This is a genomic window from Streptomyces sp. 3330, from assembly GCF_031456635.1.
Lineage (GTDB): Bacteria > Actinomycetota > Actinomycetes > Streptomycetales > Streptomycetaceae > Streptomyces.
In genome coordinates this window covers 1-24,165 of the sequence record NZ_JAVDVA010000011.1, presented here as the reverse complement: position 1 = coordinate 24,165, position 24,165 = coordinate 1, and the positions used below count along the sequence as shown (strand labels likewise).

General features: G+C 72.8%; 20 protein-coding genes. 8 read left to right on the top strand and 12 right to left on the bottom strand.

Going from position 1 to position 24,165, the window contains the following annotated elements:
* Positions 1-478 precede the first annotated feature (478 nt).
* A complete protein-coding gene (locus J2X68_RS19545; protein WP_310433825.1) occupies positions 479-2,293 on the bottom strand; it encodes an ABC transporter permease/substrate binding protein in 1,815 nt (604 codons plus the stop codon).
* Positions 2,286-3,371: a glycine betaine/L-proline ABC transporter ATP-binding protein gene (locus J2X68_RS19540; RefSeq protein ID WP_310433824.1), complete on the bottom strand. Its 1,086-nt coding sequence runs from the start codon at positions 3,369-3,371 to the stop codon at positions 2,286-2,288. Before J2X68_RS19540 ends, J2X68_RS19545 begins: the two co-directional genes overlap by 8 nt.
* A 207-nt stretch (positions 3,372-3,578) precedes the next feature.
* Between J2X68_RS19540 and J2X68_RS19535 the strand changes: the two genes are divergently transcribed.
* Positions 3,579-4,517, top strand: coding sequence for a 5'-3' exonuclease (locus tag J2X68_RS19535; protein WP_310434019.1), 939 nt, complete (start codon positions 3,579-3,581; stop codon positions 4,515-4,517).
* 162 nt (positions 4,518-4,679) lie between these two features.
* On the top strand, positions 4,680-5,540 hold the full coding sequence (locus tag J2X68_RS19530; protein WP_310433823.1) for a siderophore-interacting protein: 861 nt from the start codon (positions 4,680-4,682) through the stop codon (positions 5,538-5,540).
* A gap of 65 nt (positions 5,541-5,605) precedes the next feature.
* Here the strand turns inward: J2X68_RS19530 and J2X68_RS19525 are convergent, their stop codons facing one another.
* The 3 genes from J2X68_RS19525 to J2X68_RS19515 form a co-directional block, all read right to left on the bottom strand.
* Positions 5,606-6,382, bottom strand: coding sequence for an ABC transporter permease (locus J2X68_RS19525; protein WP_310433822.1), 777 nt, complete (start codon positions 6,380-6,382; stop codon positions 5,606-5,608).
* Entirely contained in the window at positions 6,379-7,398 is a 1,020-nt protein-coding gene (locus J2X68_RS19520; protein WP_310433821.1) for an ATP-binding cassette domain-containing protein, read from the bottom strand. Before J2X68_RS19520 ends, J2X68_RS19525 begins: the two co-directional genes overlap by 4 nt.
* A 163-nt stretch (positions 7,399-7,561) precedes the next feature.
* A complete protein-coding gene (locus J2X68_RS19515; protein WP_310433820.1) occupies positions 7,562-8,185 on the bottom strand; it encodes a PadR family transcriptional regulator in 624 nt (207 codons plus the stop codon).
* Positions 8,186-8,430: 245 nt separating this feature from the next.
* Between J2X68_RS19515 and J2X68_RS19510 the strand changes: the two genes are divergently transcribed.
* Positions 8,431-10,002, top strand: coding sequence for an amino acid permease (locus tag J2X68_RS19510; RefSeq protein WP_310433819.1), 1,572 nt, complete (start codon positions 8,431-8,433; stop codon positions 10,000-10,002).
* Positions 10,003-10,126: 124 nt separating this feature from the next.
* Here J2X68_RS19510 and J2X68_RS19505 read toward each other — a convergent pair whose 3' ends face one another.
* Complete coding sequence (locus J2X68_RS19505; RefSeq protein ID WP_310433818.1) at positions 10,127-10,708, bottom strand: GNAT family N-acetyltransferase; 582 nt, start codon at positions 10,706-10,708, stop codon at positions 10,127-10,129.
* Between the two features lie 66 nt (positions 10,709-10,774).
* On the opposite strand from J2X68_RS19505, the gene J2X68_RS19500 reads away from it, so the two are divergent.
* Positions 10,775-11,746 carry an RluA family pseudouridine synthase gene (locus tag J2X68_RS19500; protein WP_310433817.1) on the top strand — a complete coding sequence of 324 codons (972 nt, stop codon included), beginning with the start codon at positions 10,775-10,777 and terminating at the stop codon, positions 11,744-11,746.
* Here J2X68_RS19500 and J2X68_RS19495 read toward each other — a convergent pair.
* The 6 genes from J2X68_RS19495 to J2X68_RS19470 all read right to left on the bottom strand — a co-directional run bounded on the left by J2X68_RS19495 (position 11,740) and on the right by J2X68_RS19470 (position 17,283).
* Positions 11,740-13,266: a cytochrome P450 gene (locus J2X68_RS19495; protein ID WP_310433816.1), complete on the bottom strand. Its 1,527-nt coding sequence runs from the start codon at positions 13,264-13,266 to the stop codon at positions 11,740-11,742. The genes J2X68_RS19500 and J2X68_RS19495 overlap by 7 nt on opposite strands.
* 58 nt (positions 13,267-13,324) lie before the next feature.
* Positions 13,325-13,945, bottom strand: coding sequence for an ATP/GTP-binding protein (locus J2X68_RS19490; protein WP_310433815.1), 621 nt, complete (start codon positions 13,943-13,945; stop codon positions 13,325-13,327).
* Positions 13,926-14,348, bottom strand: coding sequence for a DUF742 domain-containing protein (locus J2X68_RS19485; protein WP_310433814.1), 423 nt, complete (start codon positions 14,346-14,348; stop codon positions 13,926-13,928). The genes J2X68_RS19490 and J2X68_RS19485 overlap by 20 nt, the downstream gene beginning before the upstream one ends.
* Positions 14,345-14,752, bottom strand: a complete 408-nt coding sequence (locus J2X68_RS19480) for a roadblock/LC7 domain-containing protein (RefSeq protein ID WP_062646899.1) — start codon at positions 14,750-14,752, stop codon at positions 14,345-14,347. Before J2X68_RS19480 ends, J2X68_RS19485 begins: the two co-directional genes overlap by 4 nt.
* Positions 14,749-16,377: an ATP-binding protein gene (locus tag J2X68_RS19475; protein WP_310433813.1), complete on the bottom strand. Its 1,629-nt coding sequence runs from the start codon at positions 16,375-16,377 to the stop codon at positions 14,749-14,751. Before J2X68_RS19475 ends, J2X68_RS19480 begins: the two co-directional genes overlap by 4 nt.
* Positions 16,378-16,656: 279 nt before the next feature.
* On the bottom strand, positions 16,657-17,283 hold the full coding sequence (locus tag J2X68_RS19470) for a TetR/AcrR family transcriptional regulator (protein ID WP_310433812.1): 627 nt from the start codon (positions 17,281-17,283) through the stop codon (positions 16,657-16,659).
* Between the two features lie 170 nt (positions 17,284-17,453).
* Here J2X68_RS19470 and J2X68_RS19465 point away from each other — a divergent pair, with 170 nt between their 5' ends.
* Genes J2X68_RS19465 through atzF form a run of 4 tightly spaced genes read left to right on the top strand, consistent with a single transcriptional unit; the run spans position 17,454 to position 24,087 of the window.
* A complete protein-coding gene (locus J2X68_RS19465) occupies positions 17,454-18,281 on the top strand; it encodes an urea amidolyase associated protein UAAP1 (protein ID WP_310433811.1) in 828 nt (275 codons plus the stop codon).
* Positions 18,278-18,886 (top strand): urea amidolyase associated protein UAAP2, encoded by a 609-nt coding sequence (locus tag J2X68_RS19460; protein ID WP_310433810.1) that lies wholly within the window; start codon positions 18,278-18,280, stop codon positions 18,884-18,886. The genes J2X68_RS19465 and J2X68_RS19460 overlap by 4 nt, the downstream gene beginning before the upstream one ends.
* Positions 18,883-22,395: a 5-oxoprolinase/urea amidolyase family protein gene (locus J2X68_RS19455; RefSeq protein WP_310433809.1), complete on the top strand. Its 3,513-nt coding sequence runs from the start codon at positions 18,883-18,885 to the stop codon at positions 22,393-22,395. The genes J2X68_RS19460 and J2X68_RS19455 overlap by 4 nt, the downstream gene beginning before the upstream one ends.
* A 21-nt stretch (positions 22,396-22,416) precedes the next feature.
* Positions 22,417-24,087, top strand: coding sequence for an allophanate hydrolase (gene atzF, locus J2X68_RS19450; protein WP_310433808.1), 1,671 nt, complete (start codon positions 22,417-22,419; stop codon positions 24,085-24,087).
* The last annotated feature ends 78 nt before the right edge of the window (positions 24,088-24,165 follow it).

Here is a 24,165-nt window from a genome sequence, read left to right as displayed (position 1 = left end):
AGCTCGTCGGTGTCATGACGTCCTCTACGCCCTCTGAGGAGTTGTCTGCACCCTACGCATGTTCGGCAAACCGTTTCATGCGCCCGTCACATCGAGGACACCTGGCGTAACACCGGACCTCACAGTTCGCGCCAGCCGATCGGACCCCGGACGCGCCGGGCACGGACCCGGCCACCCGTCGTCCGGTTCAATGCGCGAACGGCCGCGCATGTTCCCGCTCGTCCCCGGCTTCGCGAAGACGGGGTTCGGGCGTGGGCGTAGCTCTCCGTACTTGGCCGGATCCTTGCCGTGGCGGGGCGGCGGCCGGACGGGGCCGGACCGGTGCCGTGGCCGGTCGCGCGCCGCGGGAGACGTACGGGAACGACCCGGGGCGGGCCGGCCGGCGCCCCGGGAACGACACGAGGGGCGGGCCCCGGCGCGGGCCCGGAGGCCGTACGCCGGTGCCCGCCCCTCGTCAGGCGGTCGCGGTGCTGTCAGGTCACCGGGCCGCCCGGCTTTCCTGCCCAGAATCGGCGACCGGTACCCACTTCTCGACCAGACCTGGATTCTCCTTCAGCCAGGTCCGGACCGCGTCCTGTTCCTTGCCCTTGCCGGCCTTCTGGATCCGCGCCTCCAGACCGGTGAGCTGGGCCTCGGTCATCCTGAAGTCCTTCAGCCACGTGCCGACCTCGGGGTTGTCGGCGGCGAAGCCCTTGCGGGCGACGGTGTGCACGCCGTCCCCCTTGCCCCAGGCGCCCCGGGGATCCGCGAGCTTCTTCAGGTCGTAGTCGCTGTACGCCCAGTGCGGCGACCACAGGGTGACGACGATCGGCTTCTTCGCGGCGTACGCGCGCTTGAGTTCGGCGAGCATCGCCGGGGTGGACCCGTCGACGACGGCGTAGGCGCCGTCGAGGCCGTACTGTCCCAGGACCTTGTCCTTGAGCAGGCCCATCATCCCGGCGCTGGGCTCGATGCCGGTGATCTTGCCGTCGAACTCGGCGGCGTGGCTCTTCAGGTCCGCCAGGGAGCCGACGTCCTTGACGTACGAGGGGACGGCCAGCTCCAGCGAGGTGGGGCCGTACCAGGAGCCCAGGTCGTCGAGCTGCCCGCCGTACTTCTTCCAGTACTCGTCGTGGGTCGTGGGCAGCCAGGCGTCGGTCTGGAAGTCGATCTGCCCGGTGGCGACGCCGGTGTACAGGGGGCCCGCGGCGTACTGGGTGGTGGTGACGTCGAAGCCGCGCTCCTCCAGGAGTTCCTTCCAGAGGTAGGTGGAGGCGATGCCCTCGTCCCACGGGATGTAGCCGATCTTGACCTCCTTGCCCCGGCCGATGTCCGACGCGGAGGCCTCGGCGGTGCCGGAGGAGGAGCCGAAGACGTTCATGCCGCCGGCGACCAGGGCGAGCACGACCACGCCGACCACGGCCACGGCCGGGCGCGGACGGTACGTCCACACCGTGCCCCGGGCCTTGGCGGCGGCGCGGCGGCCGAGCGGGGAGATGCGGGTGCCGAGGGCGCCGGTCATCCGGTCCAGGTAGATGGCGAGGACGACGATGCCGAGGCCCGCCTCGAAGCCGAGGCCGATGTCGAGCTGGCCGATGGCCTCGTTGACGGCGCCGCCGAGGCCGCCGGTGCCGACCATGCCGGCGATGACGACCATCGACAGGCCCAGCATGATGACCTGGTTGACGCCCGCCATGATCGTCGGCAGGGCGAGCGGCAGCTGGACGCGCAGCAGGGTGTCGCGGGGCGTGGTGCCGAACGCCTCGGCGGCCTCGACGAGTTCGGGGTCGACCTGGCGGATGCCGAGCTCGGTCATCCGGACCCCCGGGGCGAGCGCGAAGATCAGGGTGGCGATGACGCCCGCCGGGACGCCCATCCCGAAGAACAGGATGGCCGGGATCAGCAGGACCATCGACGGCATGGTCTGGAGCAGGTCCAGGACGGGGCGCAGGGTCGCGCTCACGGCCTTGGAGCGGGCGGCCCAGATGCCCAGCGGGAGGGCGATCACCAGGGCGATGACCGTGGCCACCAGCACCAGGGAGAGCGTCGACATCGCCTCGTCCCACAGGGCCAGGGAGTCGATGAGGGCGAACCCGGCGAAGGCCAGGACGCCCGCGACGAGACCGCGCAGCCACCAGGCGAGCACCGCGAGGATGCCCGCGAGGAGAAGCGGTTCGGGGGCGGTGAGGACGGCGTCGAGACCGTCGTACATGCCCTCGACGACCGTCTTGATCGCGTCGAAGAGCCAGGACATGTGGGTGACGAGCCAGTCGACGCCGGAGTCGACCCGGTCGCCGAGGTGCAGCCTAGGCACGGGCCATCACCTTCTTCCCGCTGTCGCGCGGACCCTCGCAGGCCGTCGTCCCGCCCTGTTCGTCGCCGAGGAAGCGCACGAGGCGCTGCCCGGACACGACGCCGACGAGTTCCCGCTTCCCGTCGAGGACCGCGACCGGATGGGGCAGGCGGGCGCTGAGCGCGCACAGCGCGGTGAACGGGGTGTCCGGGGTGGCGGTCTCGCAGCCGCAGTCGGCCTCGTCGCCGCGCACGGCGGTGTCCATGACGGCGGAGGCGGTCAGCACGCGTGAGCGGTCGACGTCCTGGATGAAGGAGGCGACGTAGTCGTTCGCGGGGCGGATGAGGATGTCCTGCGCCGTGCCGGTCTGCACGATGCGGCCGTCGCGCATGACGGCGATCCGGTCGCCGAGACGCATGGCCTCGTTGAGGTCGTGGGTGATGAAGACGATGGTCTTCTTCAGCGTCTGCTGGAGGGTGAGGAGCTGGTCCTGCATGTCCCGGCGGATCAGCGGGTCCAGCGCGCTGAAGGACTCGTCCATCAGGAGCAGGTCGGCGTCGGTGGCGAGCGCGCGGGCCAGGCCGACGCGCTGCTGCATGCCGCCGGACAGCTCGTCCGGCCAGGACTTCTCCCAGCCGGCCAGACCGCACAGGCGCAGCGCCTCGGCGGCGCGCTCCTCGCGTTCGCGACGGGGGACGCCCTGGACGGCGAGGCCGTAGGCGGCGTTGTCGAGGACGCTGCGGTGCGGGAAGAGCGCGAAGTGCTGGAAGACCATGCTGATCTTCTTCGCCCGGACCTCGCGCAGTTCGCGGTCGGCGAGGGCGGTGAGGTCCTGGCCGTCGAAGAGGACGCGGCCGGCCGTCGGCTCCAGCAGCCCGTTGAGCATCCGCAGCAGGGTGGACTTGCCCGATCCCGACAGGCCCATCACGACGAAGATCTCACCCGGGGCCACCGTGAAGGAGGCGTCGATGACGGCGGCCGTGGTGCCGTCGGCGCGCAGCTCCTCCCGGTCGGCTCCCTCCCGGAGCCGCTCGACTGCCTGCTGCGGTCGTCTGCCGAACACCTTGTGCAGATGCTCGGCCTCAAGCCTGGAGGACACGCGTACCTCTCGTCGGGGACAGGAATCGGAGCACTCGGCAACAGCAAACAGTTGAAAACGCAACCGGGCGTTGCTCCGAGCCCGCCCCTGCCCTGTTCGGATGGGGTCAAACGGACGAGTGGTTCAGTTCACAGCAGGTTTCACCGGATGTTCACTCCTGCCACGGGAGTGAATACCCACCAAGAGCGGGGGCGCGCGTGCGGCATGATGCGAGGCGTGACCGGACGACTGATGCTCCTCGACACCGCCTCGCTCTACTTCCGCGCCTACTTCGGCGTCCCGGACTCCGTGAAGGCGCCGGACGGCACCCCGGTGAACGCGGTGCGCGGGCTGCTGGACTTCATCGACCGGCTGGTGAAGGACCACCGGCCGGACGAGCTGGTCGCCTGCATGGACGCCGACTGGCGCCCCCAGTGGCGGGTCGACCTGATCCCTTCCTACAAGGCGCACCGCGTCGCCGAGGAGCACGAGTCCGGCCCGGACGAGGAGGAGGTGCCGGACACCCTCTCGCCGCAGGTGCCGATCATCGAGGCGGTCCTGGACGCGCTCGGCATCGCCCGGGTGGGCGTCGCCGGCTACGAGGCGGACGACGTGATCGGCACGTTCACCGGGCGGGCGAAGGGCCCGGTCGACATCGTGACCGGCGACCGCGACCTCTACCAGCTGGTGGACGACTCCCGCGGGGTGCGCGTGCTGTACCCGCTGAAGGGCGTCGGCACGCTCCAGCTGACGGACGAGGCGTGGCTGCGCGAGAAGTACGGCGTCGACGGGAGCGGGTACGCGGACCTGGCGCTGCTGCGCGGCGACCCGAGCGACGGCCTGCCGGGCGTGCCGGGCATCGGGGAGAAGACCGCGGCCAAGCTGCTGGCCGAGTTCGGCGACCTGGCCGGGATCGTGGCCGCGATCGACGACCGCGGGGCCAAGCTGACCCCCTCGCAGCGGAGCCGGCTCGACGAGGCACGGCCGTACCTCGCCGTCGCGCCGAAGGTGGTCAAGGTCGCCGACGACGTGCCGCTGCCGGAGGTGGACACCGCCCTGCCGCACGCGCCGCGCGACGGAGAGACACTGGAGGCACTGGCGCATCGCTGGGGACTCGGCGGGTCGCTCCAGCGGCTGCTCACGACACTGGGCGCACCGCCCGCGTGACCATTGCTCTCGCGCCGGGGGCTGACCTTCGCCGGGGCGGGAGGGCATCCTCTGCATGAGATCCCGGTGAGAGGTGAGGGCGGCCTCCCGTCGGGGAGGGCATCGCCGGGGGGAGAGATGCTAACTTAGGTAACCCTAACCATAGCCACATGGGAGGCCGTCATGGCAGAACGTCCGGCACGGAAGCCGCGGAAGCCCCACTCCGCGCAGGTCGTCCGCACCGAACGGCTCACCCCCCACATGCAGCGCGTCGTCCTCGGCGGCGAGGGCCTGGCCGACTTCACCGCCGGCACCTGCACCGACCACTACGTGAAACTGCTCTTCGGCCCCGAGGGCGTGACCTACCCCGAGCCCTTCGACATGGACCGCATCCGCGCCGAGTTCCCCCGTGAGCACTGGCCGGTGACCCGCACGTACACCGTGCGCCACTGGGACGCCGAACTCCGCGAGCTGACGCTGGACTTCGTGGTCCACGGCGACGAGGGCCTGGCCGGTCCGTGGGCGGCGCGCGTCCAGCCGGGCGAGACCGTCCGCTTCATGGGCCCCGGCGGCGCCTACGCGCCCGACACCGACGCGGACTGGCACCTGCTGGCCGGCGACGAGAGCGCCCTGCCGGCCATCGCGGCCGCCCTGGAGTCGCTGCCCGCCGGCACCGTCGCCCACGCCTTCATCGAGGTCTCGGGCCCCGAGGAGGAGCAGAAGGTCGACTCCGACGTGGAGGTCGTCTGGCTGCACCGCGGCGACCGGCCGGTCGGCGAGCGGCTCGTCGAGGCGGTCCGGGCGCTGGAGTTCCCCGAGGGCCGCCTGCACGCGTTCGTGCACGGCGAGGCCGCCTGCGTGAAGGAGCTGCGCAAACTCCTGCGCGTCGAGCTGCAGATCCCGCGGGAGGACCTGTCGATCTCCGGCTACTGGCGGCTCGGCCACAACGAGGACGGCTGGCAGGCCTCGAAGCGGGACTGGAACGCGCGCGTGGAGGCGGAGCAGGAGGGGGCGGAGCAGGAGGGGGCGGCGCCGGCCGCCTGACCCGACGGAAGCGGCCCGCACCCGGCGGGCCGCCCCTGCGACCCCGTTTGGGCCGCACCCTGCCGCTACACCGACCGCTGGTACGACCGGAACGTCCCGATCGAGAGCCACACGGCCGCCGTCGCGAGCGCGAGGAGCGCCCCGCCGCGCAGGAGCACCGCGCCCGGGTCCGGGTCGGTGGACAGGGCCGACCGGCCGGCGACCATCGCCCAGTCCAACGGGTTGAAGCGCGCCACCTGCCGTATCCAGCCGGGCATCCGGTCCGGCGCCATGAACGCGCTCGACAGGAAGGTCAGCGGCAGCAGCAGGAACGTGTTGACGCCGATGATCGACTCCCGCTCCCGCACCAGCATGCCCAGGGTGTTGGACAGCGCGCCGAACACCGTGCCCAGCAGCACCGAGACGACGATCAGGACGACGACGCCCAGCACCCCGCCCGGGTACTCCGCACCGCCCGCCAGGCCCAGCAGCACGATGACGGCCGACTGGAGAGCGGTGACGACGCCGTTGTGGACGACATTGCCGTTCATGAGCGCCGCCCGGCTGGCCGGGGTGGTCAGGAAGCGGTCGAGCGTGCCGCGCTGGATCTCCTCCAACGTGCCCATGCCCGCCCACAGGTTGGAGGCGAGCGCGCTCATGACGACCACGCCCGGCACCAGGTAGTCGAGGTAGGAGGTCGTGCCGAAGCCGCCCAGCGCCACCACGTTCCGGAAGAGGCTGCCGAAGAGGAAGAGCCAGATCACCGGCTGGATCAGCGTGATCACGGCGTAGGCGGGCTGGCGGGCGAACACCATCAGCTGGCGTTGCGTCATGTACCAGGTCTGGACGATCGCGGTGCTCATCGCGCACCCCCGGCGAGGATCAGGGCGTCGGCGGCGGTCCCGCCCTCGGCCTCGGCGTACCGACGGCCCGCGTACCGCAGGTAGACGTCGTCCAGCGAGGGCCGGGCCACGGTCGCGGTGGCGACGGCCACCCCGGCCCGCTCCAGGGCGCCGAGCAGCGCGGGCACCGCGGCGGCTCCGTCCTCGGCGCGGACGCTGATCCGGGGCCCGTCGACGACCACCTCGTGGACGCCCGGCACTCCGCCCAGGGCGTCCCGGAGCAGCACGCGGCCGCTCTCGCCCGGCGCGGTGCGCAGCTCCACGTGCACGGCGTCGCCGCGGAGTTCGCCCTTCAGGGAGTCGGGGGCGCCCGTGACCACGATCCGGCCGCGGTCGACGATGGCCACACGTCCGGCGAGCCGGTCGGCCTCCTCCAGGTAGTGCGTGGTGAGCAGGATGGTCAGCCCCTCCTCGCCGGCCAGCCGGCCGATCTCGTCCCACATCGCGGTGCGGGCCTCCGGGTCGAGACCGGTGGTGGGCTCGTCGAGGAAGAGCACCTCGGGCCGGTGCACCAGACCGAGCGCGACGTCGAGCCGGCGCCGCATGCCGCCGGAGTAGCCCTTCACCGGGCGCCTCGCGGCGTCGCTGAGCGTGAACCGTTCGAGCAGCTCGTCGACGCGCCGGTCGAGGGCGGCGCCGCGCAGGCCGTGGAGCCGGCCCTGGAGACGGAGGTTGTCGCGGCCGCTGGCGACCGGGTCGGCGCCCGAGTGCTGCGCGACGACGCCGATCGCGCGGCGCACCCGGTCCGGGTGGCGCAGCACGTCGTGCCCGGCGACGGTGGCCGTCCCGGAGTCGGGGCGGGCGAGGGTGGTGAGGATCTTGACCGCGGTGGACTTGCCGGCGCCGTTGGGGCCGAGCAGCCCGAAGACGGTGCCGGGCTCGACGGTGATCTCGAGGCCGTTCAGGGCGGTGACGCCACCGGGGTAGGTCTTGACGAGTCGACACGCCTCGACCGCGGGCGCGCGGGTGTTGCTCATGACGGTGCTCCTTCGTGAGCGGACAGGACTGCGGATCCGCGTGAAGAGCGCCGGGCTATCCTGGGTGTGCCGCACCTCGATGGCCCGGAGCCGCTTCACGGCGGATCCCGTTCGGGGTTGGGACCCCGGCGGAGCTGCTCCAACAGCCCTGCCGGGGTCGTTCTCAAGAGGTGAATTCCGTGGGCGGCTCCCCCGTCTCGTGGATGCGCCGCCACTCCTCGACGCCGGGCAGTGAGCCCTTCTTGATCTCCTCGAGGAATCCGCCGACCCACTCGGCCTGCGCCTCGACCATGTGCAGCTGGTACTCGACCTCGACGAGGAAGAGCCTCGGCAGCGTCTCGTAGAGCTTCTCGAGGGCGCCCCGGCCACTGGCCACCTGGACCTCCAGAGAGCTCAGCCGGGTCTTCAGCAGGCGCACCACCTCGTCGGGAGGCAGCGCCGCCATCAGCGAGAGCGCCGTCTCGAAGATCGGGTACTCCTTCGCGGGGATGGCGATCAGATCGGACAGCCACTCGGCCATCTCCTCACGCCCGGCGTCGGTGAGCCCGTAGACCGTGCGCTCGGGCCGGTTGCCCTGGCGTTCCACACCGGTCACCTCGACGAAGCCGTACTTCTCGAGGTTCTGCACGACGGTGTAGAGCGAGCCGTAGTTGGTCTTCGTGCTGGTGTCCTTGCCCTGGCTGCGCAAGGTCTGGGCGATCTCGTACGGATGCATCGGCTTCTGCCAGAGCGTCGTCATCACGGCGAGCGCCAACGGGTTGCCGAGCTTGCGGCGTTTCCTCGCCACGACGACCACCTCGTTCCACCGGTCACGACCAGCACTTCGCTGCCGAATATCCGTAGCCGAACATATCGCGAGTCACCACACCGCCGCAACGGACGCGATGTAACGCGATCGGGTGAGGCGGGTGCGGACGTGAGGACTTGGGCCCGCCCCGGACACGGCGGCGTGACGCGCACGAAACAGCGCGTCCCTAATTTCTGTCGCCCGACAGGAATGACGTTCCCTCTGGGCCCAAGGCAGGTTCCGCCGTGACGACAACAGCCCCTTCCGACGTACGCCCCGACCCGCCGCTCTCCCCCGGCGCGGGCGACGGCTCCCTCTCCGAGTTCGGCTACCGCCAGGAGCTGCACCGCAGTCTGGGCCGGTACGCCTCCTTCGCCGCCGGGTTCTCCTTCATCTCCGTGCTGACGACCGTCTTCCAGTTCTTCGCCTTCGGGTACGCCTTCGGCGGCCCGGTCTTCTTCTGGGCCTGGCCGGTCGTGCTGGTCGGTCAGCTGCTGGTCGCCGCGTGCTTCGCCGAGCTGGCGGCGCGCTACCCGATCTCGGGCGCGATCTACCAGTGGTCGTCGCGGCTGTCGACGCCGTCGTTCGGCTGGTTCGCCGGCTGGATCATGGTGACCGGGCAGATCGTCGTGGTCGCGGCGGCCGCGCTGGCCCTGCAGATGGTGCTGCCGGCGATCTGGTCCGGCTTCCAGCTGATCGGCACCGACCCGGCGCCCACCTCACCGGACGGCGCGGCCAACGCGGCGCTGCTCGGCGTGTTCCTGCTGGCCCTCACCACGTTCGTGAACGTCGTCGACAACCGCGTGATGTCCCTGGTCAACCGGGTCGGCGTGACCGCCGAGATCATCGGCGCGGTCCTCATCGTCGTGCTGCTGCTGACCCACTCGGAGCGCACTCCGAGCATCACCTTCCACACCGAGGGGGCCGCGCAGAACGGCCTGTTCGGGGCGCTGCTCGTCGGCTCGTTCACGGCCGCCTACGTGATGATCGGGTTCGACAGCGCGGGCGAGATGAGCGAGGAGACGCACCACCCGCGGCGCACCGCGCCCCGCACGATCCTCACCGCGCTCGGCGCGGCCGGACTGCTCGGCGGGCTGATCGTGCTGGGCGGGCTGCTGGCCGCGCCCAGTCTCACCGACGGACGGCTCGGGGTGGACGGCCTCAGCTACGTCCTCACCAGCAGCCTCGGCGACGGGGTCGGCAAGGTGCTGCTGGCGGACGTGGTGGTCGCGATCGCGGTGGCGACGCTCGCCATCCAGACGTCGGCCTGCCGGATGCTGTTCTCGATGGCCCGCGACGGTCAGCTCCCCTTCTCCGGCCGCCTCGCGCGCGTGAACCCCCGTACCGGCATGCCGAGCGCTCCGGCGCTGGTGGTCGGCGTCCTCGCGGCGGCCCTGCTGCTGCTCGACTTCGCCTCGCCGGAAGCCTTCCTGGCCATCGGCACGACCTGCATCGTGATGCTGTACCTGGCGTACGCGATGGTCACCGGCCCGCTGCTGGTGCGGCGGCTGCGCGGAGGGTTCTCCTCGTCCGGCGCCGACGAGACGGGCGCCCCCCTCTTCTCCCTGGGCCGCTGGGGCGTCCCGGTGAACGCCCTCGCGCTCCTCTACGGCCTGCTGATGACGGTCAACCTGGCCTGGCCGCGCGCGGCGGTGTACGACCCGGCGGGCGGTCACTGGTACTTCCAGTGGTTCACCGTGCTGTTCCTCGGCGCGACGCTCGCGGTCGGCGTGGCCTTCCGGACCTCCCGCAGGCGCTCACCGGCACCGGCTCCGTCGGTGCCGGAGCCGGCGGCCGCGCAGTCCCTGCGGTCGTAGTCCCGGCGGTCCCGGTGCGCCCGCCGTCCGCGCAGAGCGGACCGGCCGCCGGCACCGCCGGGGCGGCCGGCGGGGCCCGGCGCTCGCCCGGGGGTGAGCCTCGCTCAGTCACCCTGCACGCGGCTCAGTCGCCCTGCACGCGTGCGTGGAGATGCATGTCGTGCCAGCCGTCCTGGTGGAGGGCGGCGCTGCGCCTGGTGCCCTCCAGGAGGTAGCCCGCCTTCCCGGCGACCCGGCAGGAGGCCTCGTTGGCGGTGGCGTGCATCAGCTCCAGGCGGTGGAAGCCGATCTCGTCGAGGGCCCAGCGGGTGAGGACGGTCGTGGCGCGGGGCGCCACACCACGGCCACGGGCCGCCCTGGTCGTCCAGTAGGCGATCTCGGCGACGCCCTCGGCGAGCAGGACGCTGCGCAGCGCCACCCGCCCGAGCAGTTCGCCGGTGTCCGTGTCGACCACGGCCCACTGGGCGTCGCGCTCGCGCGCCCAGCTCGCGCGCCACTCCTCGATCCAGCCGGCGACCTCCTCCTCGGAGTCGGCGGCTCTGATGTGCCACTGGTGCATGGCCGGGTCCTGGAAGGCGGCGTACACGGCGGGGGCGTCCTCGGCCCGCCACGGGCGCAGGAGCAGCCCGTCGCCGCTGCGGAGCTCGGGCTGCGGGATCCCGGAGAGGGTTCCGGCGGGCAGGACGGCGTCGGCGGTGAAGGGCATGAGCCGCATCCTGCCAACGGACGACGGCCCGACCAACGGGTTTTCCGGCCCGTAGGCTTGACCCCGATGAGACGCCGTACGCCGCCCCCGCCCTCCCCGCTGCCGCAGCGCGACGGGATCGATCCGGTGCGGGTGCGGTTGCCCGGCGAGGGGGCCTGGGCCACCGTGCGGGAGCACCTGGTGGAGCGGATGGGCGCGGCGCGGGCCGCGATCGTGGACGGGATGCTGGAGGCCGGGCTCGTCGTCGGCGCCGACGGGCGGGCGGTGGCCCCGGACGCCGCCTACGTGCCGGGGATGTTCGTCTGGTACCACCGCGAGCTGCCGCCCGAGGCGCCCGTGCCGTTCCCGCTGGAGATCGTGCACCGCGACGAGCACATCGTCGTCGTCGACAAGCCGCATTTCGTGGCCACCACGCCCCGCGGCAGCCATGTCACCGAGAGCGCGCTCGCCCGGCTGCGGCGGGAGCTGGACCTCCCCGCGCTCGGCGCCGCGCACCGGCTCGACCGGCTGACCGCCGGGCTCGTGCTGTTCACCGTGCGTCCCGAGGAGCGCGGCGCCTACCAGTCGCTCTTCCGCGACCGCCTGGTGCGCAAGGTGTACGAGGCCGTCGCGCCGTACGACCCGGAGCTCGCCCTGCCCCGGACCGTGCGCAGCCGGATCGTCAAGGAGCGCGGGATCCTGGCCGCCTACGAGGTGGCGGGCGAGCCGAACGCCGTGAGCCGCGTCGAGCTCGTCGAGCACGACGCGCGGGGACTCGGCCGGTACCGGCTGCTGCCCGCCACCGGGCAGACGCATCAGCTGCGCGTCCACATGAACAGGCTCGGCGTGCCCATCCTCGGCGATCCGCTCTACCCCGAGGTGGCCGCCGCCGTGCCGGCCGGCGACTTCCGGCGTCCGCTGCAACTGCTGGCGCGGGAGCTGGAGTTCACCGACCCGGTCACGGGGACGGAGCACCGTCTGCGGAGCGGCCGGGTGCTCGAGGCCTGGACGTCGTACGACGGCTGGGCCGGCGCCCCGGCGGCGGGCGCCGCTCAGTAGCCGCGCCACCAGGACAGGAAGCGCCGCCAGGCGTTGGGCCTGCGGTCCGGCCCCGTCGACTGCGGGACGGGGGGTACAGGAGCCGTCGCCCGGCCCGGCGCGGGCGCCGGAGCGGCCGCCGCTTCGGGGGCGGGTCCGGGAGCGGGGGCCGGAGTCGGCGCGGGGCGCGGTTCCATGCTCACCGGCCGGGTCAGGCGCTGCGACGGGATCGGGGCGTGGCTGGGCTTGTGCTTGACGTCCTGCTGGTCCTTCGGCTCGAACCGGACCGGCAGTTCCACCAGGTGCCGCGAGGCGATCGACATCGTCCAGCGCAACTCGTCCTCGTCGCAGTCGAGTTGCACGTCGGGAAGCCGCATGAGCAGCGCGTCGACGCCGACGTCGGCGATGGCGCGGCCGATGTCCTGGCCGGGGCACTCGTGCGGACCGCTGCCGAAGGCGAGGTGGGAGCGGTTGCCCTGCATGTGGGCGGACAGGTCGGGGCGTACCCGGGGATCCACGTTGCCGGGCGCGGGCGCGAAGAAGAGACCGTCGCCGCGGCGGATGCGCTGACCGCCCAACTCCGTGTCCTGCTTGGCGAAGTAGCCGAAGATGGTGCTGAACGGGGGCTCGTCCCACAGGGACTGCTCGACCGCCTCCGCCACCGTCATCTGGCCGCCGTTGAGCTGGGCGAGGAAGCGCGGGTCGGTGAGGACCATGCGCAGCGCGTTGGAGAGCAGGTTGACGGTGGCCTCGTAGGCCGCGAAGAGCACGAGCCGCAGGTGCTCCCTGACCTCGTCGTCGGTGAGCTGCGCCGGGTGGCCGATGAGGTGGCTGGTGAAGTCGTCCTCGGGCTTGGCGCGGCGGCGGGCGGTGAGCCGGGCGAGGGCCCCCACGACGTACTCGTGGCTGGCGAGCGCGGTCTCGCTGCCCTTGAGGGCGTCGCGGGCGGCGTGCACCATCTTGTCGTTGTACTCGTCGGGCATGCCGAGGACATGGCACATCACGGCCATCGGCAGGTGCTCGGCGAAGTCGCCGACGAGGTCGGCCCGGCCCTGCTCGCAGAAGCGGTTGACCAGGCGCTGGCTGGAGCGGTTGATGTAGCGGCGGACGCTGCGGTCGTCGATGGTCGCCATGGCCGCGGTCACCGCGCCCCGCAGCCGCTTGTGCTCGTCGCCTTCGGCGTGGGCGCAGATGGGCTGCCAGGCGATGTGCGGCATGAGCGGGTGGTCGGGCCTGACCCTGCCGTCCAGCAGCTGCGACCAGATGCGGCTGTCCTTGGTGAAGTGCGAGGGGGTCCGCACCATGCGCAGGTTCTCGGCGTGCCCGAGGACCATCCACATCGGCAGGTCGTCGTGGAGGAGGACGGGCGCCACGGGGCCGTGCTCCTCGCGCAGCCGCTCGTACAGTTCGTTCAGGTCCTCCGCGCCGGGGCCGTAGAGGCGGGCCAGTCCGCCGGGGCCGCGGCCGTGCGCGGGGCAGCCGGGCGGCGGGTCCAGGGCGAGGTCGTGCGGGCCGGTCGGGGTGGGGTGTTCGGGAGTCACAGGGGGTCGCTCCGAAACTGTGCTGAATCCGGTGTGTGGGGAGGTGCTGGCGTGCGGGTCAGGCGAGGCTGCGGGTCAGGGCCAGGGAGTGCAGGAAGCGCATGAGGGTCATCAGGACGTCGCGGCTGGAGGCGCGGCGCCGGACGTCGCACTCGACGATCGGGATCTCGGGCGGCAGGTCGAGGGCCGCGCGCAGGTCCTCGACGGGGTAGCGGGGCCCGTCGGGGAAGGTGTTGACGGCGACGACGAAGGGCACGCCGCCCTCCTCGAGCCGGCCCATGACCTCGAAGCTCACCTCGAGACGGCGGGTGTCGACCAGGACGACCGCGCCGAGCGCGCCCTCGAACAGTCCGTTCCACAGGAACCAGAAGCGTTCCTGGCCGGGCGTGCCGAAGAGGTAGAGCACGACCTGCTCGGTGATGCGGATCCGGCCGAAGTCCATGGCCACGGTGGTGGCGGTCTTGGTCTCGGAGCCGTAGTTGTCGTCGACCCCGATGCCCGCCTGGGTCATCGTCTCCTCGGTGGTCAGCGGCCTGATCTCGCTGACGGAGCCGACCATGGTGGTCTTGCCGACGCCGAAGCCGCCCACGATGACGATCTTCGCCGCGGCCGTGGTGGTGTGCGGCAGATGGTCCTCGGCCCGTGGGCCGGGAATCGTGTCAGAGCCGTTGAAGTCCATGCATCACCGCTTCGAGAAGGGAACGGTCGGGGAGCTGCTGCCGGACGATGGGGGCGCGTGCCTGGACGAGTTCCGCCGCCAGCATCTCGGTGAGCAGCACCGTCACCACGCTGAACGGCAGACCGAGGTAGGCCGAGATCTCGGCCACCGACAGCGGGGCGGCGCACATCCGCAGCACCGCCGTCTGCTCCGGGGTGGCCGACGAGGGCGGTTCGGCACGCGCCACGACTAACGTCACGAGGTCGACGGGCGCGCGTTCACCGTCCGCGCCCGTGATGATGTACAGCCGCTCGGGGTTCTTGCCCTCCCCCTCCGCCCCGTCCTTGGCGTCCTTCGGGGGCGGAGGGGACGGCGGAGGCGCCGGGGGCAGGGGTTGTCGCCGACGGCGTTGCGGAGGAGTCATACGCTCTGCCCGTTGCGCCGGGGCGGGCTGGTCAGATGGGCGCCGATGCGGACCACGAGGTCGCGCATCATGCCGCTCATCCGGCTGGCCTCGCAGCGCACGTCGGCGAGGACGGCGAGGTAGGCGTTGGCGCCGGCCGACATCATGTAGAAGTAGCCGCCGCTCAGGTCGATGACGACCATGTCCATCTCGCCGGTGCTCGAGTGGATCTCCTGGCCGACCGCGGCGGCGAGGCTCTGCAGGCCGGCGCAGGCGGCGGCGACCCGGTCGGCGGCGTCGGGGTCACCGGCGTAGCGGGCGATGCGCAGTCCGTCGGCCGAGAGGACCACGATCATCTCGATGCCCGGAACCCCGTCGTAGAGCTCCTTGAGCAGCCAGTCGAAGTTTTGGCGCTGCTGGATCACGTGAGGTCCCCTTCATCGTCGGCCTCGGGCCTGGCCTTGTCTTCGAGCAGATGCACGTAAGCGGTGGGATTGCGGGTGAAGTCGGTGGGGTGCACGCCGGGCGGGGCCGCCTTGACCAGGCCCTCCCAGAAGGCCTCGAACGCCAGGCCGGGCTCCCGCTTCTTCTGGGGTTCCGGCTCGGGCTCCGGCCGGCGCTGCGCGAACGGGTCGGGCTGACCGAGGCGCTCGGCCTCCTGGGCGGCGTACGCCTCGGCGTAGCGCTGGGTGATCGGGATCGTGGCCTTGCTGCGACGCTGCGGCAGACCCTGCTCGGTCCACTCGGTGACCTCGGGCACCTCGTCGTCGGTCAGGGAGACTCCGGCCGGGATGCGCGCGTTGGTGGGGCGGCGCTTCTTGGGCGGGCGCTTGGGGCCCTCGCCGATCTGGCTCAGGTCGATCTGCGGAACGGCGGTGGCCCCGATGCCGTGCGCGAAGCCGGGAGCGGGGTCGGAGGTCTGCATCTCGCTCGGCACGATGAGGACGGCCCGGACGCCGCCGTAGGCCGAGGTGCGCAGCGAGACCTGGAGGTTGAACGACGTGCACAGACGGCCGACGACCGCGAGGCCCAGGCGCGGGGTGCCGCCGACGTCCTGGATGTCGACGCCCGCCATGGCCTGCTCCAGCATGCGCTCGGCCTTGGCGCGGGCCTCCTCGCTGAGGCTGACGCCGGCGTCCTCGATCTCGATGGCGATGCCGGTCTGCACCTCGACGGCGTTGACGTGCACCTTGCTCTGCGGAGGCGAGTAGCGGGTGGCGTTGTCGAGGAGTTCGGCGAGCGCGTGGATGAGCGGCTCCACGGAGAGGCCCCGGATGTTCACCTTGGCGATGGAGTCCAGCTGGATGCGCCGGTAGTCCAGGATCCGGGACATGGCGCCGCGCAGCACGCTGTACAGCGGCACCGGCTGGGGCCAGTTGCGGCCCGGCCGGCCGCCGCCGAGCACACCGATGGAGTCGGCGAGGCGGCCGATCAGCGAGGTGCCGTGGTCGATGCGCAGCAGGTCGTCGAAGACCTCGGGATTGCGCCCGTGGTCCTCCTCCATCTCCCGCAGTTCCGCGGACTGCTGGTGGACGATGGCCTGGACCCGGCGGGCGATGCTGACGAAGGAGCGCTGGGCCGAGTCGCGCAGGGACTCCTCGTGGTCGACGATGTCGAGGATCTTCCTGACCACGGCGCGCTGCGCGTCGTCGAGGGCACGGAAGTCGGGATCACCCTCGCTGAAGTCGCGCATCACCTCCCTGGGGGAATGTCCGGCCCGCAGCCACTCCACGGTGTTGGGCACGAACTCCTCGGCGAGGCGGCGGTTCTCCTCCGCGTGGCCCGCCACCCGGCGTTCCAGGTACGCGACGCGCTGGTCCCGTTCCGCGCGCAGCTCCCGCAGGAGCCGCCCACGGCGCACCGACTCGGCTCCGGCCGCGATCACCAGGAGGGTGGCGACGGCTCCGCAGACGCCGACGGCGAGCCGGGCCTGCGTCGCCACCAGGGCGACGGCGGCGCCGGTCGCCGCGGCCATCAGTATCGCCGGCAGCAACAGCACGCGTGCGTAGGGAAGTTCTCGGCGACCGGGTGGGGACTGAACACTCACCATGTGGGCACCCTCTGTAGGGATCTGTCGGCATCTTCGGGAAGTTTGGGAACAAGCGCACGAATACGCCTCAACTCGGTGCGCCGCGGGCGAGCTTAGTCCGACCGGATCATCGCCGTGTCATATTCAGCAACTGCCTGAAACCACTCCCGCACGTGGAGTAACCTCGGTCTCTTTACACTCACGGCATTTGTTCGAACACCGTGCGTGACACCGAAGTGGCGTGCGAAACACTTCACCGGGACGGATGAGGCGAGCACCCGTGCGTGGAGCGGGCGATGTTCAGTTCCCCGCGATGCGCAGGGCCGCGTCGGCGGTGGCGCGGGCGAACTCCGAGACCGATCGGTCGGGATCCGAGCGGTGCACGAGGATCACACCCTCGATCAGACCGAAGACCAGATCGGTACGGAGATCCAGGGCGCTCTTCACGAGCGCGCCGCCCACCGCCGTGGCAGCGATCAACTGACGGTAGGCGTCCTTGAGTTCGGCGCGCACGGCATGGAAACCGGCGAACCGCTCGGTGCGCACCTCGGGCAGCAGGTACAGGCCGCCGAGGTTGTGCGAGCCCCCGCACAGCAGCTCGACGTCGGTGCGGCACAGCTCCCACAGCCGGTCCTCGGCCGTCCGCGTCTCGTCCGCGAGCAGCTCACGGGCGTAGGCCAGGGAGGGCGTGACCGTCGACTCCAGCAGTGCGGCGAGCAGTTCCTCCTTGCCGGAGACGTAGTGGTACATGGAGGCCTGGCGCATGCCCGCACGCTCGGCGACGGCCCGGGTGGTGGTGGCGGCGTAGCCGCGCGTGGTGAACAACTCCGCGGCTGCCCCGAGCAGTTCGGCGCGCGGCGTGAGCCCGCTGTCCGGGCGCTGCGCGGCCCGCGGGCGGCCCACTCGACGTCCGCTGCTCGTCCCCATGCGTTCGATCCTCGCACACGGCCCCGCACCGCGATCTCCGGGCGGGCAGGTGAGGAGTCAGTAACCGCCCCGCAACCGGAGGGCAACGGCGGCGACCCGCCCCGGACCTAATTTCTGTCGGGCGACAGAAATACCGCGACAGCGACGGAACCGAGCTGCGGAGGTCCGCAATGGCGGCGACAGCGACCACGTACGGGGCACGCGCCCACGCCCGGGCGCAGGAGGGCGCCCGGGCCGAGGCCATGCCGGTCGTCCCGGCCCGTGACTGGCAGGACCCGCCCTGCGAGGCGGGCCACCTGGTCTGGGCCGAGACGGTCGCGGGCGGCAACTACACCCACCGGGTCCTGGCCCGCGGCACCGAGCTGCGCCTGACCGACCCGCACGGCGACGCCTGCGCCCATCTGCTCCTCCACGCGGACGGCCGCCCCTGGGAGCGGCTGAACGTCGCGGACACGGTCAAGGTCCAGTGGAACGCCTACCTCGGCGAGGGCGTGCTGCTCCTGTCCGACCAGGGGCGGGTCCTCGCCTCGGTCGTCGCCGACACCGCCGGCCGGCACGACGCGCTGTGCGGCACCTCCACCCTCGTGCGCAACACCGAGCGCTACGGCGACGGCACCCCGCAGTCCGCCTCCCCGGCCGGCCGGGAGCTGTTCAAGCTGGCCGCCGCGAAGAACGGCCTGGAGCCCCGCGACCTGCCGCCCTCGCTCTCCTTCTTCCAGGGGGTGGAGGTCCGGGCCGACGGCACGCTCGACTTCACCGGCTCGGCGGGCCCGGGCGGCAGCGTCACGCTGCGCGCCGAACAGGACGTGACGGTCCTGATCGCCAACGTGCCGCACCCGGCCGACCCCCGGCCGGAGTACGTCAGCACTCCGCTGGAGGTCCTCGCCTGGCGGGCGGCGGCCACCTGCCCGGGCGACCCCCTGTGGGACGCCACGCCCGAGGGCCGCCGCGCCTTCCTCAACACCGCCGAATTCCTCACCGCGAAGGGGCTCGCATGAGCACGGAGACAGTGGTGGCGGCCCGCGCCTCCTGGTCGTCGGTCGTCCGCGAGGGCGCGACGCTGACCATCACCGACCTGCACGGGAACCAGGCCGTCGACTTCCTCGTGTACGACGCCCGCGACACGTCCGTGCGCTACAGCGCGCCCGACACGGTCCACGCCCAGGGCGGCGTCTTCCTCACCACGGGCAGTGTGCTGATGTCCAACGAGCACACCGCGCTGATGACGGTGACCGCGGACGACGTGGGCCGCCACGACACCCTCGGCGGCGCCTGCTCCAAGGAGTCCAACACCCTGCGCTACGGCCACCACACCTACGCGCAGCACGCGTGCGTGGACAACTTCCTCGCCGAGGGCGCCCGGCACGGCCTGGGCAAGCGGGACCTGGTCTCCAACATCAACTGGTACATGAACGTGCCCGTCGAGAGGGACGGCACCCTCGGCATCGTCGACGGACTCTCGGCGCCCGGCCTCTCGCTCACCCTGCGCGCCGAACGGGACGTCCTCGTCCTGGTCTCCAACTGTCCCCAGATCAACAACCCCTGCAACGGCTTCGAGCCGACGGCGGTGGAGATGACCATCGACGAGGCGGGCGCCGCATGAGCTTCGACACGCTGCTGGTCGCCAACCGGGGCGAGATCGCCGTCCGGGTCATCCGCACGGCCCGCGAACTCGGCCTGCGCACGGTGGCGGTGTACTCCGACGCCGACCGCTCGGCCCCCCACGTCCGGCTCGCCGACCAGGCGGTACGGCTCGGCCCTGCGCCCGCGAAGGAGTCGTACCTCGACGCCGACCTGGTGCTGGGCGCGGCCAAGGACACCGGCGCGGGCGCGATCCACCCGGGCTACGGCTTCCTCTCCGAGGACGCGGACTTCGCCCGCCGCTGCGCCGACGCCGGGATCGTCTTCGTCGGACCGGCGCCCGAGCAGCTGGAGCTGTTCGGGGCCAAGCACACCGCGCGGGCCGCGGCGGAGGCGGCGGGGGTGCCGCTGGCCCCCGGCACCGGGCTCCTGGCGGATCTGCCCGAGGCGCTGGAGCGGGCACGGCTCATCGGCTATCCGGTCATGCTCAAGGCCACCGGCGGTGGCGGCGGGATCGGCATGTCGGCCTGTCGCTCGGCCACCGAGCTGACCGACGCCTGGGAGCGCGTCCAGCGCGTCGCCGCCGCGTCCTTCTCCTCCGCCGGTGTCTTCCTGGAACGGCTCGTGGAGCACGCCCGCCACGTCGAGGTGCAGGTCTTCGGCGACGGCGCGGGAGAGGTCGTCGTCCTCGGCGACCGGGACTGCTCCCTGCAGCGCCGCAACCAGAAGGTCGTGGAAGAGGCCCCGGCCCCCGGCCTCCCCGCCCACGTGCGGGAGCAACTCGCCTCCAGCGCACGGAACCTGTGCGCCTCGGTCGGCTACCGGTCCGCCGGCACCGTCGAGTTCGTCTACGACGCGGCCCGCGAGGAGGCCTACTTCCTGGAGGTCAACACCCGTCTCCAGGTGGAGCATCCCGTCACCGAGGAGATCTACGGCGTCGACCTGGTCGCCTGGATGCTGCGCCTGGCGCGCGGCGAGCGCGGCGTCGTGCGCGACCCGGGCCCGCCCCGCGGCCACGCCGTCGAGGCACGCCTGTACGCGGAGGATCCCAGCCGCGACCACCGGCCCAGCGCCGGTCTGTTGACCCGGGTCGAGTTCCCCCCGGGCGTGCGCGTCGACGGCTGGGTGGAGACGGGCGCCGAGGTGACGACGTCGTACGACCCGATGCTCGCCAAGGTGATCGCGTACGGCGCTGACCGCGAGCAGGCGCTGCGGCGGCTGGACGAGGCCCTCGCCCTGACCCGCGTCGACGGCATCGAGACGAACCTCGGGCTGGTCCGGGCGGCGCTGGCGGACTCCCGGTTCCGGACGGCGGCCCACTCGACGGCGACCCTCGCCACCGTCACCGACCCGACGCCCCGGGTCGAGGTCGTGTCCGGCGGCACCCTCACCACCGTGCAGGACTGGCCCGGCCGCACCGGTCACTGGCAGGTCGGCGTCCCGCCGTCCGGCCCGATGGACGACCGCTCGTTCCGCCTCGGCAACCGGGCGCTCGGCAACCCCGAGGGCGCCCCGGGCCTGGAGTGCACCCTCCAGGGCCCGGCGCTGCGCTTCACCCACGCCACCACGGTGTGCGTCACGGGCGCGCCGGCCCCGGTCACCGTGGACGGCACGCCGGTGGCGCAGTGGGAGCCGGTGACCGTCCCGGCCGGATCGCTGCTGGAGATCGGCGCGCCCGGCGAGCACGGCCTGCGGACGTACGTCCTGTTCGCGGGCGGCCTGGACGTCCCCGCCTTCCTGGGCAGCGCGAGCACGTTCACGCTGGGCCGGTTCGGCGGCCACGGCGGGCGGGCGCTGCGCACGGGGGACGTCCTGCACGGCGGGACGGTCGTCGAGGGCGCCGCCGTGCCCGTCCCGGAACGCCCGGAGTTCACCCCGGTGTGGCACCTGGGCGCCGTCGAGGGCCCGCACGCGGCGCCGGAGTTCTTCACCGAGGACGACATCCGCGACTTCTACGCCGCCGACTGGAAGGTCCACTTCAACTCGGCCCGCACCGGTGTGCGCCTGGTCGGGCCCAAGCCGCGCTGGGCCCGCACCGACGGCGGCGAGGCGGGTCTGCATCCGTCCAACATCCACGACACCCCCTACTCCGTCGGCGCCGTCGACTACACCGGTGACATGCCGGTGCTGCTCGGCCCGGACGGCCCGTCCCTCGGCGGGTTCGTGTGCCCGGCGACGGTGCTCAGCTCCGAGCGCTGGAAGCTGGGCCAGCTGCGCCCGGGCGACACGGTCCGCTTCGCCCCGGTGGACGTGGGCGGCGCGCCGCGCCCCGGGATCGTCGACGGGGGCGTGCTGGCCCGGGACGGCGACGTGGCCTACCGGCGCAGCGGCGACGACAACCTGCTCGTCGAGTTCGGACCGCTCCAGCTGGACCTGGCGCTGCGCATGCGGGTCCACGCGCTGATGGAGGCGGTGGCCGCGGCGGACCTGGCCGGCGTCACCGATCTCACCCCCGGCATCCGCTCGCTCCAGATCCGGACGGACCCCGCCCGCCTCCCGCTGTGTGAACTCCTCGCCGTGGTAAGGGAGATGACGGCCGCCCTGCCCCCCTTGGACGAACTGGTCGTCCCCTCCCGCACCGTGCACCTCCCGCTGTCCTGGGACGACCCCGCGACCCGGGAGGCGATCGCCCGCTACATGGCGGGCGTCCGCGACGACGCGCCCTGGTGCCCCTGGAACATCGAGTTCATCCGCCGGGTGAACGGGCTGGACACGGTGGCGGACGTCTACGACACGGTGTTCGCCGCCGAGTACCTGGTCCTGGGCCTCGGTGACGTCTACCTGGGCGCCCCGGTCGCCACCCCGCTCGACCCGCGCCACCGCCTGGTGACGACGAAGTACAACCCCGCGCGCACCTGGACGGCCGAGAACTCGGTGGGCATCGGCGGCGCGTACCTCTGCGTCTACGGCATGGAGGGACCCGGCGGTTACCAGTTCGTGGGCCGGACGACCCAGGTGTGGTCGCCCTGGCAGCAGCGCGGCGCGTTCGAACCGGGCTCGCCCTGGCTGCTGCGCTTCTTCGACCGGATCCGCTGGTATCCCGTCGACGCGGACGAACTCCTCGAACTGCGGGCCGACATCATCTCGGGCCGCTTCGTGCCCCGCGTCGAGGAGGGCGCCTTCTCGCTCGCCGAGTACCAGGCCTTCCTCGCCGAGAACGCCGGCCCCATAGCGGAGTTCAGGTCCCGCCAGCAGACCGCGTTCGCGACGGAGCGGGACGCCTGGGAGGCGGCCGGCGAGTTCGCGCGGGCGGCGGCCGCGGAAGCGCCGGCCGCTCCCCCGGCCGAGGTGGCGGTGCCCCCGGGCGGCCGCCTCGTGGAGGCCGAGTTCGCCGCCTCCGTCTGGCAGTTGAACGTGTCGCCGGGCGACGAGGTGACGACGGGGCAGCCGCTGCTCGCCCTGGAGGCGATGAAGATGGAGTCCAGGGTGCACGCGCCGGTCGACGGCGTGGTGGCACAGGTCCTGGCCCGACCCGGCGACCAGGTCGAGGCGGGGACGGCACTGCTCGTCCTCGCCCCGGTCGCGCGCTGACCGGCCGACCGGCCCGACACCATGCAAGGAGCACGCATCTCCACGACTGTGTCCCGCGTCCGCGCGGCCTACGCCCGCATCGAGGCCGCGGACCGGCCGGAGATCTGGATCGACCTGCGGCCGCTGGCGGACGTCGAGGCGGAGGCCCACACCCTCGACGAGCGGCTGGCGAGGGGCGAGCGCCTCCCGCTCGCCGGCCGGCTGCTCGCCGTCAAGGGGAACATCGACGTGGCCGGGCTGCCCACCACGGCGGGCTGCCCGGCGTACGCCTACCGGCCCGCCGAGGACGCTCCGGCCGTCGCCCGGCTCCGCGCGGCCGGCGCGCTGGTGCTGGGCACCACCAACCTGGACCAGTTCGCGACCGGACTGGTGGGCACCCGCTCCCCGTACGGCGCGGTGCGGGGCGCCGTCGACCCGTCACGGGTGAGCGGCGGCTCCAGCTCCGGCTCGGCCGTCGCGGTGGCCCTCGGCATCGCCGACCTCGCGCTGGGCACGGACACGGCGGGTTCGGGGCGCGTCCCGGCCGCCTTCAACGGCATCGTCGGCCTCAAGCCCACCCGCGGACTGGTCCCCACCGAGGGCGTCGTCCCGGCCTGCGCCTCGATCGACTGCGTGACGGTGTTCGCCCGGACGCTCCCCGAGGCGGAACGGGCCCTGGCCCACATGGCGTCGCCGTCCGGCCGCGCCCTCCCCTCGCTGCCCGCCCGCGCGCCCGGCCCCTGGCGGATCGCGGTCCCGCCCCTCGACCGGCTGGGCGAGCTGGACGAGGGCTGGGCGGCGGCCTACGAGGCGGCGGTGCGGCGGCTCGGGGCGGCCGGGGCCGAGCTCCGCACCATCGACCTCACTCCGTTCACCGAGGCCGCCGCGATGCTCTACGAGGGCGCGTTCGTCACCGAGCGCTACACCGCCGTGGGTGCATTTGTCGACAAGTTGACTGCAGAGGGCGGCGCAGGTCTGGACCCGACCGTCGCCGGCATCATCACCCGGGCCCGGGACATCCCGGCCCACCGGCTGTTCGCGGACACCGGGCGCCTGGCGGCCCTGCGCACCCGCGCCCTGGCCGAACTGGCCGATTCCGACGCCCTGTTGCTGCCCACCGCACCCGGCCACCCCACCCTCGCGGAGGTCGCCGCCGATCCGCTGGGGGCCAACGCCCGGCTGGGCCGCTTCACCAACTCCACCAACCTCTTCGACCTGGCGGCGGTGGCCGTCCCGGCGGGCGAGGTGGACGGACTGCCCTTCGGCGTGATGCTGGTCGGCCCGGCCTTCACGGACGACCGGCTGGCCCGGATCGCGGACCTGCTGCGGCCCGAGGTCCACCTGGCGGTGGCGGGCGCCCATCTGACCGGCCAGCCCCTCAACCCGCAGTTGCTGTCGTTCGGCGCGGTGCTGGACCGAACCACGACGACGTCCCCGGTCTACCGCCTGCACGCCCTGCGCACCGCCCCGCCCAAGCCGGGTCTCGTGCGGGTGGACGAGGGCGGCGCCGCGATCGAGGTGGAGATCTGGCGGCTCCCGGCGGAGGGGCTGGGCAGCCTGCTCGCGGCGCTCCCCCGCCCCATGGCTCTCGGCAGCGTCGAGCTCGCCGACGGCACCCGGGTCCCCGGCTTCCTGTGCGAACCCGGCGCCCTCGACGACGCGCGGGACATCACGGCCTACGGGGGCTGGCGGGCGTATCTCGACCGGAGCTGAGGTGTGCCGCCGGGGGGGGGGGGGTCGGGGGGGGCGGCCCCCGGCCGCGCCCCCCGCACCGGCCCCCCCACCCCCACC